This is a genomic window from Nocardioides sp. NPDC057577, assembly GCF_042801335.1.
Lineage (GTDB): Bacteria > Actinomycetota > Actinomycetes > Propionibacteriales > Nocardioidaceae > Nocardioides.
Genome location: NZ_JBHVGB010000175.1, coordinates 1 through 12,561, shown reverse-complemented (window position 1 = coordinate 12,561; position 12,561 = coordinate 1). Strand labels below are relative to the sequence as shown.

Below are 12,561 nucleotides of genomic sequence, written 5' to 3'. Positions count from 1 at the left end.
AGGTGGGGCTTGTGGGGGTGGAGAGGGTGGCCCTTCGGGCCACTTACCATCCACAGCAGCGAGGTCGTTCGCTCACCGCGAAAATGCCGCTTGACCTGCATCTATAGGTGGTTAGGTATCCGTTCGAGGCGTAGAATCAGACCCATCACAACACACCTTTGAAGGGAGGGATCACGATGAGTCTCGAGCACGACGTCAACCACTGGGGCACCAACCCTAATGACCCGATCGACGCCGAACTGGCCGCCATCGAGTCCTCCCTCGACAAGCTGCTCGCGAGCGACCCGGCCTACTGGCGCACCGGCCAGAAGAAGGACCGCCTGGCCCAGCTGGAGAAGATCCACGCCAAACAAGCCGCCTTGAAACTGCGGGTCCTCGCCGCCGCTGGTGATATCGCCGCGGAGACCGGCGCGAAGGACGTCTCGGGGTGGCTGCGGACCGAGCTGTTGGTCGACAAGGGTGTGGCTCGCTCCCAGATCAAACTCGCTGCCGGCCTCGCCAAGTACGACCTGGTCGCTGCTGGTCTGGCCGAGGGTGTGGTGTCTCAGGACAAGGCCCGGGTGATCACGAAGGCCCTCGATGCCGTCGAGTCCGACCCGGCTGCCAGTGCTGAGGACCTGATCCTGGCCGAGAAGCTGCTGGTCGATTACGCCAGCCAGTTGACGGCCAACGAGCTCAAGATCGCCGGACGCCGGGTCCTGGCGGAGGTCGACCCGGCCCGGTTCGAGGCCGCTGAGGCCAAGGCGCTGCAGCGGGAAGAGGAGCACGCCCAACGGCGCACGTTCTTCTCCTCGCGCGACAACGGCGACGGCACCATCGACATCCACGCCCGGGTCTCCCACGCGGTCGGGATGCGGTTGCGCACGATGCTGGACTCCCTCGCGCAGCCGAGGAAGTGGTCGGCGCAGGACAAGGGCCGCAAGGCCCCCTACGACCGCCTCCTCGGTCAGGCGTTCGCGCGGGTGATCGAGACCTACGACGTGGACCAACTCCCGAGGCACGGTGGCCACGCCACCACGGTCTTCATCACCATGAGCGTGGACGACCTCCGCAAGGATCTCGGCACCGCAGCGTTGGGGTTCGACGGCGAGAAGATCACCGCCGCCGAGGCCCGCCGGATGGCCTGCAACGCGAACCTGGTCCCGGTGGTGTTAGGCACGGACTCCGAGGTCCTCGACCTCGGCCGCACCGCCCGGCTGGCCCACCCGATCCAACACCGAGCATTGCGGCTCCGCGATCAGGGTTGCCAAGCCGAGGACTGCGACGCCCCCGCCGCGTGGACCGAAGCGCATCATCTGAAACCGTGGTCCGAAGGCGGCAAGACCGACATGGCCAACATGGTCCTGCTGTGCCCCAGCGACCATCGCCGCATCCACGACGCCGGCTCTGAGTATGAGCGGCTCCCGGACGGACGGATCCGGTTCACCCGTCGGACCTGAACCGGCCGCGCCCGCAACCGCGCCACCTGCCACCCGCGTTCTTCGCCGCTAGGTGTCTGTGGGTGCCGAAGCCGATCGGTCCGCGCTAGTTCCCCGCAATGAGGCCGCCATTCCTCGTATCGCAGCCGTCCCCGGATCGAGCCGACAGAATCCGGCCGTCCCCAGCGCAGCCCCACCTCCGGGCAGCGCCGGTCGGAAAGTTGCTAGTCGCTGGCCCGAGTGATGGCTGACCCACAGGCGGACGGTTGGGCATGGTTTCCCTCGCTCTCGCAGCACCGGCGCCTGCTGCTGGTGCACGCCGCATGCGCGGTCGGTTCCCCACGCTCCGGGGCAGGGAAACCGACATCACAGTGGGGAACTGTCTGTACTCGCGGGAAGCCCAGGCGTAGAGCCGCACCACCTCTGCCCAGCCCACTCCTTTCGCCGCTCGAGCAGTCGCCGCCGAGGCGCCAGCAGCGGAACCGGCACGCTCACTGCCAACGGGGCTGCCGTCCCGAGCTGCGACACCTTGTGAATCCACCTCCACAAGGTGTCATCGTCTAGTAAAGCCCCGAGACCAGGCCGACCCCTGAGGGACAGCGACACCAATTCCCAAGCCCGTACGCAGCCCAGGGACTCCGCGCCAAACCCCGCCGCCGACCCGATAGCCAGCCAAATTTCTCGGCGGGGCCCGGTGTCAAGGATCGCCGCAGGCGACCGGCGAAGCCGGCGGCCGAAGGCCGTCCTTTACTCCGGGGGCTGGCGAGAACACCCTCCATAACGGGTCGGCGGCCACCAGCCCAAAGAGAACCAAGCACCACGCGCCTCGTCAAACCCACCTCTGACAACACAAGACACCGCGCAGCGCTATCGCACACTGGGCCCGCCACCGGCGATAGCCCATAGGCAACCCGCGGCGACCGTGGCACCATCGAAGACATGTCCGTGCCAGGGGTGCTGCGGCCCTATGTCACCTCGCTGGTCACCTACGACGTGGATTTCGGTGCGCCGGGGGTGCATCGGGGGATGCCGTCTACCGAGATCACTTTCGTGCTGCCGGTCGACGAGCCTCTGGTGACTTCCTGGGGGAGCGGGACGGAGCCGGTGACGGCGTGGTCGCTGGTCTCCGGGCTCCACACCCGGCCGGCGGCGATCCATCATCGCGGCTACCAGCGGGGCGTACAGCTCGGGCTGACGACCGCCGGGGTGCGGGCGTTGTTCGGGATGCCCGCGGCGGCGTGGCGTGGCGAGCTCCTCGCCCTCGACGAGGTCGCGGCACCTGGTGGCGTACGTCATCTTCCGGAGCGGCTGGCCGAGGCCGATCCGCGACAGTGGGCGCGGCTGGTCGTGAGCGGTCTGGTCGAGGCGCTGGCGCGCTACGGCGAGCCGGGGCCGAGGGCAGAGGTGGGCCGTGCGCTGGCGCTGCTGACCGGGGGAGCGGGGGTGCAGGAAGTGGCCGACGACGTCGGCTACAGCCGCCGGCGGATCAGTGACCTGGTGCGCGCCGAGACCGGGGTGGCGCCGAAGCAGTTCCAGCGGCTGGCGCGCTTCGATCGCTCCCGTGGCCTCGTGGGCCGGGTGCCGCTGGCCCGGGCGGCGACTGCCTGCGGCTACGCCGACCAGGCGCACCTGACCCGTGAGTGGCAGGAGTTCGCCGGCTGCACGCCGACGACCTGGGTGCGCGAGGAGTTCCCATTCGTTCAAGACGTGGCGGCGGCGCCGGCGGTTGACTCGGATGCATGAGCACTGAGCAGAAGAACACTGAGCAGAAGAACGACGTAGCGAAGATCAAGTACTGGCAGTCGATGGCGTTCCAGGACGCCGAGGCGATGATGACGTGGCTGAGCGCGATCGGCTTCGTCGAGCACTCCACCTACCGCGAGGGCGGCACCGTGGTCCACGCGGAGTGGCTCTGGCCCGCCGGGGGAGGGCTGATGTTCGGGCAGGTACGCGAGGACAGCAGCATCAAGTCCACCGGAGGTTCCTCGGCCTACCTGATCGATGAGGACCCCGACTCCGTCTTCGACAAGGCAGTCGCCGCCGGCGCCACCGTGGACCGCCCGATGGTCGACCAGGACTACGGCGGCCGCGGCGGCACCGTCAATGATCCGGAGGGGAACTCCTGGTCCTTCGGCAGCTACCAGCCTTCATGAACGCAAGGCGATATCGCACACCTTGGTCGGCTGCCGCGATAGCGCACCACAGGCGCTGAGACGGGGAGGGTCCGGCGGCACCGACCCTTTAGCCTTGGAGGTATGACACAGACCGGGGAAGCAGGGGGAGGGCTGTCGACTCTGAGCGGCCCGGTCGAGATCGTCGGTGTCGGCCTGCTCGGCACCTCGGTCGCGCTCGCCTGCGCCTCCGCCGGGCTCGATGTGCTGCTGAGCGACTCGGTCGCCAGCCACGTACGCACCGCGACCGGCCTCGGCGCCGGCCGTCGCCGCAAGCCCGGCGACTCGCCGCAGCTGGTCGTCGTCGCGGTTCCGCCGGCGCACCTCGGCGAAGTGATCACTCGAGCGCTCGCTGATAGCCCCGACGCCGTCGTGACCGACGTCGGCAGCGTGAAGGCCTCGCCGCTTGCCTACGTCCGCGAGCACGGCCCCGGCGACGTACACCGCTACGTCGGCAGCCACCCGATGGCCGGCAGCGAGCGCTCGGGCCCGCTGGCCGCGACCGCGACGCTGTTCGAGGGACGGCCCTGGGCGGTCACGCCGCACCCCGACGCCGACCCGACGGCGATCGCGCTCGTCGACGAGCTCGCCACCGTCTGCGGAGCCGTCCCGCTCACCCTCAGCCCCGAGGACCACGACCAGGCCGTCGCCCGCACCTCGCACGTGCCGCACCTGATGGCAGCCCTGGTCGCCGGCCGGCTGGCGGTCGCGCCGGAGGGACACCTCGGACTCAGCGGCCAGGGGGTACGCGACGTGACCCGGGTCGCGGCCGGTGACCCCGGCCTCTACGGTCAGATCGTGGCCGGCAACGCCCGCGCGGTGACCGACCTGCTGACCGAGGTCCGCGGCCAGCTCGACGAGATGATCGCGGCGGTCGGCACCGGTGACGCGGCCGCCCTGGACGTACTGCTCAAAGAAGGTCAGGCCGGGACACGAGCGATCCCGGGCAAGCACGGCCGGCCGCAGGCCGCGCAGGCGAGCGTCTACGTCACGGTGCCCGACGAGCCCGGCAACCTGGCCCGTCTCTTCGCCGACGCGGGGGAGAGCGGCGTCAACATCGAGGACGTACGTATCGACCACGACCCCGGCCGCCCGGTCGGTGTCATGGAGCTGATCGTGGCCGCCGACGCCGCCGACAGGATGCAGGCGGTTCTGGAGTCCCGGGGTTGGGTCGCTCACCGGTAGGCTCCCGCCCGTGAGCAGCAGCAATCCCACCAGTGACCCCGCACGCATCGTCATCGCCGTCGACGGCACCTCCGGCTCCGGGAAGTCGAGCACCTCGCGTGGTGTCGCCGACCGCCTGGGCATGCGCTTCCTCGACACGGGTGCGATGTACCGGGCGATGACCTGGTGGATGCTCAGCAACGACATCGACGTGCACGACGCCGACGCGGTCGCCGCCGCGGCCGGCAAGCCGGTGATCACCTCCGGCACCGACCCGCTCGGCCCGACGATCGCTCTCGACGGCGCCGACGTCTCCGTCGAGATCCGCGGTGACCAGGTCAACGCGGCCGTCTCCCCGGTCGCCACTGTCCCCGAGGTCCGCGCCCGCCTGATCGCTCTCCAGAAGCAGGAGATCGAGCAGGCCCTCGCCGCCGGGAACGGCATCGTGGTCGAGGGCCGTGACATCGGCACCGCGGTCTGGCCCGAGGCCGACCTGAAGCTGTACGTCACCGCCGACCCCGCCGCCCGCGCCGCCCGCCGCGCGGCCGAGGAGGGCGGCACCGACGCGGAGGCCGTCCGCGCGTCGCTGGAGAACCGCGACAAGATCGACTCCACGAAGGGCGGTGCGGCCGTGCCGGACGGCGCCACCCACCTCGACACGACGCCCTACACGCTGGAGGAGGTCATCCAGCAGGTGATCGAGCTGGTGCAGAAGGCGGGGGAGTGAGAGACCTTCCACACATGGATGGGGTCGAGCACCCCACCCGCTGGCCGCTCTACCACCTCAACGTCTACGCCCGGTGGCTGATCCGGCGCCGGTTCGACGTGCGGTTGCACGAGACCGCCAACATCCCGGCGACCGGGCCGGTCGTCTTCGCGTCCAACCACATCGGCATCATCGACGGACCGCTGCTGGCGATCTTCACGCCGCGTCCGGTGCATGCGCTGACGAAGCTGGAGATGTTCGAGCACTGGTTCCTCGGGCCGTTCCTGCGCTGGGCCGGCCAGATCCCGCTCTACCGCTTCGGCAGCGACCCCGCGGCGGTGAAGGTGGCGCTGCGGGTGCTGCACGAGGGAAACGCGATGGGGATCTATCCCGAGGGCACCCGTGGTGCCGGCGCCCTGACCCACTTCAACCGCGGTGCGGCTTATCTCGCCCTCGCGTCGGGGGCTCCGGTGGTGCCGGTGACGATGCTCGGCAGCCGCGATCCGGGTGGCGGGGTCTCGTCGCTGCCGCACAAAGGTGCTCGGATCGACATCGTCTATGGCGAGCCTTTCCACGTCGAGCGCGTAGGCTGGCCGCGTACCAGGGAACAAGTCGGGCATGTCTCGGGTTTGCTCCAGAAGCACATGCAGGTCCAACAGGACCATGCCTTGGCGTTGACCGGTCGCGAACTGCCCGGTCCGCTACCTAGCGAGGAGAACAATGACTGACCCCGACGTTTCGTACGAAGACGTGCGAGACGAGCTGAACGACACCGACGAGACCCCGACCGGCCCGCTGCCGGTCCTGGCGGTCGTCGGCCGCCCGAACGTCGGGAAATCGACCCTGGTCAACCGGATCATCGGCCGCCGCGAGGCGGTCGTCCAGGACGTACCTGGGGTGACCCGCGACCGCGTCTCCTACGACGCCGACTGGAACGGCAAGGCGTTCACGCTGGTCGACACCGGCGGCTGGGACCCCGACGCCCAGGGTCTGGCCGAGCGGATCGCCGCCCAGGCCGAGATCGCGGTCTCCCTGGCAGATGCCGTCCTCTTCGTCGTCGACGCGACCGTCGGCATCACCGATGCCGACGAGGCGGTCGTACGCATCCTGCGCAAGTCCGGCAAGCCGGTCGTCCTGGCCGCCAACAAGGTCGACGACCTGCGCACCGAGGCCGAGGCGGCCGCGCTGTGGAACCTCGGGCTCGGTGAGCCCTGGGCGGTCTCCGCGCTGCACGGCCGCGGGTCGGGCGACATGCTCGACGCGATCCTCGCGGTGCTTCCCGACCCGCCGCCGCTTCCCGAGGGCACCGAGATCGGCGGCCCGCGGCGGATCGCCCTGGTCGGCAAGCCCAACGTCGGCAAGTCGAGCCTGCTGAACAAGCTGGCCAAGGAGGAGCGGGCGGTCGTCGACAACGTCGCCGGCACCACCGTCGACCCGGTCGACGAGCTGATCGAGCTCGGCGGCCGCGAATGGCGCTTCATCGACACCGCCGGGATCCGCAAGCGGGTCAAGGAGGCCTCGGGCCACGAGTACTACGCCTCCCTGCGCACCACGACCGCCATCGACCGCGCCGAGGTGGCGGTGCTGGTTCTCGACGGCGGCGAGAAGATCTCCGAGCAGGACATCCGCATCCTCCAGACCGTCCGCGAGGCCGGCCGCGCGCTGGTGATCGCGTTCAACAAGTGGGACCTCGTCGACGAGGAGCGCCGCTGGCAGCTCGACCGCGAGATCGAGCGCGATCTCGTCCAGGTGCAGTGGGCCCCGCGGATCAACATCACGGCCCGCACCGGCTGGCACGTCGACCGTCTGGTCCCGGCCCTCGACAAGGCGCTCGAGGGCTGGGAGACGCGGATCGGCACCGGCGCGCTCAACTCGTTCCTGGGGCGCCTCGTCGCCGAGCACCCGCACCCGGTCCGGTCCGGAAAGCAGCCGAAGATCCTCTTCGGCACGCAGCCCTCGACCGCGCCGCCGACGTTCGTCCTGTTCACCAGCGGCAAGCTCGAGGCCTCCTACGAGCGCTTCATCGAGCGCCGTCTGCGCGAGGAGTTCGGCTTCGCCGGCACCCCGATCGTGCTCCAGCAGCGGGTCCGGGAGAAGCGCAAGCGCTAGGCGGGATCCGATGCGGGATCGGGGGTGGGCGGCAGCTGGCCGTCCACCCCTGCCTGCACCCAGCCGTTGTTCGCGGCGTGCCAGCCGAGCTGCATCCTGGTCTCCACCCCGGCCAGGTCCAGCAGCGCCCGCACCCTGCGCTGCACGGTGCGAAGCGACGTACCGAGCTGTTTGGCGACGGCCTGGTCGGTGAGTCCGGCGAGCAGCAGCCCGAGGACCTGCGCGTCCTCGTCGTCGACCTGCTGCGCGACGTCGCCGGTGAGCCCTGAGGTGCCCACCAGCATGGGTGTCGCCTGGTCCCACACGTTCTCGAAGAGTGCGATCAGCGCGTCGAGCAGCGTGCTCTCCCGGACCAGCAGCGCACCGACGACGTCGCCGGAGGAGGTCAACGGCATCAGGGCGAGCCGCCGGTCGACGATGATGAGCTTGAGCGGCACCTGATCGGCGAACCTGACCTCCTCACCCGCGTCGGTCGCCTCGATCGCCTCGTCGACCGTCACGTCGTGGCTCTCGAGCATGCTGCGTTCCACGACGACGCGGTACAGCACGCCGCGCGCGACGGCCTTGTTCTCGGCCGAGTTGTCCTGGCTGGAGGTCACGATCACCGGCGGGCGTACGAACGCGTCGACGCGCTCGCGCGCGCCGAGCTGGACCTGCTCGAACCGGTGCCGGACGGCGTCCTCGCCGTGAATGACGTCGACCACGTCCGTGGGTCCGCGGCCGGCGGCGGCCACCCGGTAGGCCTCGTCGAGCCTGCTCAGCTCGATCTCGGCGTGGCGCACCTCGTCCTGCTGCCGGGCGAGGAGCGCGCCGAGCGCGATCGCGGGCGGGGCGGCGGCGAAGCGCCGCTCGTCTCCGGTGATCCGTGCGGCCAGGCCGTACTCCTCGAGCCGGCGCAGCAGCAGATGAGCCTCTCCCGGGGAGGTGCCGAAGGCGCTGAGAGCGGCCGCGAACTCGGCGGCGGTGGCAGAGGGCATGGTGATGAGCTCACCGTAGGCGAGCGTCTCATCCGGGGTCAGACCGAGCACGTCGCCGAGCATGTCAGTTCTGCGACAGCCAGCGGGTGTTCCGGCTCTGACGGAGTCTCGCCATGCCGTAAAACCGCCACCAGATCGCTCTTGTCGCGTGTCGCGCCGCATTGACAAGGTCCATCTCCATGAGACCCCCAACCAGATCAGGCCTCTCGGCCGCCACCAAGGCCGTCGCGGCAGCAGCTGCCGCGACTGCCCTGGTCGCGACCATGGCAACCAGCGCGCAAGCGACCCCAGGCACCGACCCCACGCCTGAGGGCCCCACGACCGACGCCGGCCGCACCACGGCCGGAACGGCGCCACGTACGCCCGCCCTCGAGGACGGCCGGACCACGATCACCCTCGTGACCGGCGACGTCGTCGACGTGACCGCGACCGACGACGGCGTCCTGACCCTCGGGTTCGACTCCGCCGCCGCCGCGATCGAGACCCAGCAGGTGGGCGACCACCTCTACGCGATCCCCACCGCCGCGAAGCCCTACCTGGCCGCGAACACCCTCGACCGCCGTCTCTTCGACGTCACCGCGCTCCTCGAGATGCGCTACGACGACGAGACCGTCAAGGCCACCCCGCTGATCCTGGAGCAGGCCTCGACCCGCGCCAAGGCGGCGAAGCTGCCGGGCACGGAACGTACGCTCGACCTCCCGAGCATCGACGCCGACGCCGTCGAGGTGAGCAAGAAGAAGGCGACCGCGTTCTGGTCGGCGGTGGCCGCGGACGACGGCGTCTCGACGCGCTCGGCCGGCGCTGCCGGGAAGCTCGGCGGAGGCGTCGAGAAGATCTGGCTCGACGGCAAGGCCGAGACCACCCTGGACCAGAGCACCGCACAGATCGGTGCACCCGAGGCGTGGGCCGCAGGCTTCGAGGGCAAGGGCGCGACCGTCGCCGTCCTCGACACGGGCATCGACGCCACCCACCCCGACGTGGCCGACCAGGTCGACGAGGCGCGCTCGTTCGTCCCCGACCAGGAGGCCACGACCGACCCGCACGGTCACGGCACGCATGTCGCATCCACGGTGCTGGGCACGGGCTCTGCGAGCGATGGCAAGGAGAAGGGTGTCGCCCCGGGCGCCGACTTGCTGGTCGGCAAGGTGCTCGACAACGGCGGCTACGGCCAGGACTCCTGGATCATCGCCGGCATGGAGTGGGGCGCGGCGAACGCCGACATCGTCTCCATGAGCCTGGGTGACTCCAGCCTCAACGACGGCACCGACCCGATGGCGCAGGCGCTCAACGCGCTGAGCGAGGAGACCGGTGCGCTCTTCGTCGTCGCGGCCGGCAACAGCTACGCCGAGGGCTCGCTCGGCAGCCCCGGCACCGCGGACGCCGCCCTCACCGTCGGCGCGGTCGACGACGAGGACGTACGCGCCGACTTCTCCAGCTACGGCCCGCGGGTCGGCGACCACGCGATCAAGCCCGATCTGACCGCGCCCGGCGTCAACATCATCGCGGCCCGTTCCCAGCAGTCCTCGGGCGAGGGCTGGTACCGCTCGATGAGCGGCACCTCGATGGCCACCCCGCACGTCGCGGGAGCCGCCGCGATCCTCAAGGGCGCCCACCCCGACCTCACCGGCGCCGAGCTCAAGAACGCGCTGGTCTCCTCGGCCGCGGACATCGACGCCCCGGCGTACGAGGTCGGCACCGGCCGTCTCGACGTACCCGCCGCTCTCGACGGCGTCGACGGCTCCGGTGACGGGTTCCTCGGCTTCTACGGCTGGCCCCACGACGGCGACGAGCCCGCCAGCGGCACCGTCACCTACACCAACTCGACCGACGCCGACGTCACCCTCGCGCTGAGCACCGACGTCACCGGTCCGGACGGCAAGGCGAGCGACCTGGTCTCGCTCTCCGCCTCCGAGGTGGTCGTGCCCGCGGGCGGCAGCTCCGAGGTCACGATCACGGCCGACGCGGACAACGCCCCGCTCGCCGGCAAGTACAGCGGCGCCGTCGTCGCGACCGACGCGTCCGGCGAGGTCACCGTGCGCACCGCGACCGCGCTGGTCAAGGAGGAGGAGCGCTACGGCCTCGACATCACCGCGCTCGACCGATCCGGCGAGCCCGCCAGCGGCTACGTCGACTTCTACCGCTACGGCGACCAGTTCGTCAGCAGCCTGCCGATCGACCCGGCCACCGGCACGGTGCCGACCCAGCGCCTGCAGCCCGGCATCTACTCGGCCACGGCGTTCCTCGACGTCGCCGGCTCGAAGGGTCCCGGCTCGACCGGCGTCGCGCTGGTCGGCGACCCGCAGGTCGTGGTCAGCGACAAGGACCAGTCCCTCGTGCTCGACGCGCGCAACGCCGACGAGCTCACCCTGAAGACGCCCAAGGACAGCGACGTCGCCTTCCGCCGGTTCCAGTTCTTCAACGACTCGGGCATCGGCGGGCTCTACTCGACCTTCGGCGCCACCTACGCCGTCCCGCTCGACGTCGACTCGTTCTACGCCGAGGCAGGCGGCCCGGTCGAGAGTGCCGAGTTCGACTTCGCCGTACGCTGGCGGGCCATCGAGCCGGCTCTGGACGTGACGGCGCGCAGCTCGCGGACGCTCGCGTTCGACCCGGTCTACCAGCTCGGCTCGGCCAAGCTCGACGGTCGGATCTCGCTGAAGGCCGTCACGGCCGGCACGGGCACCAGCGCCGACTACGAGGGCCTTGACGCCAAGGGTCGCGCCGTCCTCGTGACCAGGGACGACGCCGTCACCGTGGAGGAGCGCGAGGCCGCGGCCCAGGCTGCCGGCGCCGCGCTGCTCGTGGTGGTCAACAACCGCCCGGGCCCGCTGGTCGACTACGTCACCCAGGGTGATCTGCCCGTCGTCTCGCTGCGGTCCGAGCAGGGCGAGAAGCTCGTCGCGGCTGCCGCGAAGGGGAAGGTGAGCCTGGAGGGCAAGGCCGTGGAGTTCCCGAACTACCTCTACGACATCTCCAAGAGCTGGCCCGGTGAGATCCCGGCCGAGCTCGCCCTGGCCCCGACCACGCGACAGCTCGCCACTGTGGAGAGCCGCTACAACGACACCGAGCAGCGTCTCGCGGTCGACGACCGTGCCGACTGCCGCGACTACCAGTGGCCGCCGTGCCTCAGCGTCCGGGCGCTCCAGCCCACCGCGACGGACCGGACCGACTACGTCTCCACCTATGACAACGTCACCTGGTACGAGAACGTCGACCACGAGAGCACCTGGGAGCAGCGCGGCGTACGCCAGGCCTACAAGCCCCGCAGCACCACCGTGCGCAACTGGTTCGCGCCGGTGACGGCACCGCGGACCGGCGACGGCTACTGGGGTCCGTGGCACAGCGGCGACTGGTTCGCCGTCAACGTCGCCGCGGCCGGCGGTCAGAACGGCATCACCGGCGGGTTCCCGTGGGGCGAGACTCCGGTGACCTCCCGCCTCTACCAGGGCGACACGCTGGTGCGGGAGAACATCGGCCAGGCGGTGCAGCGCAGCGTCCCGGTAGCCGAGGGTCCGCAGACGTACCGCTTCGAGATCGACACCGATGCCGCGGACGACACGCACCGCTACTCGACCAGCACCCGTACGTCCTGGACCTTCGTGGCCGACCAGGGCGACGCCGAGGTCCCTGGGCAGAACGGCACGCCGCTGCCGCTGATCCAGCTCGACTACGACGTCGACACCGCCCTCGACGGCACCGTGCGGGCGGGCAGCACCGTCCCGTTCGCGGTGGCTCCCTACAACCAGCCCGACGCGCCCCGGGCCGGGTCGGTCGTGGGTGCGACGCTCGAGGTCAGCTACGACGGCGGCAAGAGCTGGACCAACGCGAAGCTCCGCAAGGACGGTGACCGCTGGGAGACCGACCTGCGCATCCCCTCGCGAGGCGCTGAGCTGGTCTCGCTCCGGGCCACCGCCCGTGACGACGCCGGCAACACGGTGACCCAGAAGGTCGTCTCGGCGTTCGGGGTCAAGCGCTAGCAGCCCAAGAATCAGGCCCGCAGGTCACCGTTGGTGACC

The 12,561-nt window shown here is 70.5% G+C and carries 9 protein-coding genes; 8 read left to right on the top strand and 1 reads right to left on the bottom strand.

Going from position 1 to position 12,561, the window contains the following annotated elements; all coding sequences use genetic code 11:
• Positions 1-176 precede the first annotated feature (176 nt).
• The 7 genes from ACFU7D_RS24720 (at position 177) to der (ending at position 7,568) form a co-directional block, all read left to right on the top strand.
• A complete protein-coding gene (locus tag ACFU7D_RS24720; RefSeq protein ID WP_378872317.1) occupies positions 177-1,439 on the top strand; it encodes a DUF222 domain-containing protein in 1,263 nt (420 codons plus the stop codon).
• A gap of 918 nt (positions 1,440-2,357) precedes the next feature.
• Positions 2,358-3,161: a helix-turn-helix domain-containing protein gene (locus ACFU7D_RS24715; RefSeq protein WP_378872314.1), complete on the top strand. Its 804-nt coding sequence runs from the start codon at positions 2,358-2,360 to the stop codon at positions 3,159-3,161.
• A complete protein-coding gene (locus tag ACFU7D_RS24710; RefSeq protein ID WP_378872312.1) occupies positions 3,158-3,571 on the top strand; it encodes a VOC family protein in 414 nt (137 codons plus the stop codon). The genes ACFU7D_RS24715 and ACFU7D_RS24710 overlap by 4 nt, the downstream gene beginning before the upstream one ends.
• Before the next feature lie 102 nt (positions 3,572-3,673).
• Positions 3,674-4,774: a prephenate dehydrogenase gene (locus ACFU7D_RS24705; protein WP_378872310.1), complete on the top strand. Its 1,101-nt coding sequence runs from the start codon at positions 3,674-3,676 to the stop codon at positions 4,772-4,774.
• A gap of 10 nt (positions 4,775-4,784) precedes the next feature.
• Positions 4,785-5,480: a (d)CMP kinase gene (gene cmk / locus ACFU7D_RS24700; protein ID WP_378872308.1), complete on the top strand. Its 696-nt coding sequence runs from the start codon at positions 4,785-4,787 to the stop codon at positions 5,478-5,480.
• A gap of 14 nt (positions 5,481-5,494) precedes the next feature.
• Entirely contained in the window at positions 5,495-6,187 is a 693-nt protein-coding gene (locus ACFU7D_RS24695; RefSeq protein WP_378872306.1) for a lysophospholipid acyltransferase family protein, read from the top strand.
• A complete protein-coding gene (der, locus tag ACFU7D_RS24690; protein WP_378872303.1) occupies positions 6,180-7,568 on the top strand; it encodes a ribosome biogenesis GTPase Der in 1,389 nt (462 codons plus the stop codon). The genes ACFU7D_RS24695 and der overlap by 8 nt, the downstream gene beginning before the upstream one ends.
• Here der and ACFU7D_RS24685 read toward each other — a convergent pair.
• Complete coding sequence (locus ACFU7D_RS24685) at positions 7,565-8,596, bottom strand: helix-turn-helix domain-containing protein (RefSeq protein WP_378872301.1); 1,032 nt, start codon at positions 8,594-8,596, stop codon at positions 7,565-7,567. The genes der and ACFU7D_RS24685 overlap by 4 nt on opposite strands.
• 128 nt (positions 8,597-8,724) lie before the next feature.
• On the opposite strand from ACFU7D_RS24685, the gene ACFU7D_RS24680 reads away from it, so the two are divergent.
• Positions 8,725-12,522 carry a S8 family serine peptidase gene (locus ACFU7D_RS24680; RefSeq protein WP_378872298.1) on the top strand — a complete coding sequence of 1,266 codons (3,798 nt, stop codon included), beginning with the start codon at positions 8,725-8,727 and terminating at the stop codon, positions 12,520-12,522.
• Positions 12,523-12,561: the final 39 nt, after the last annotated feature.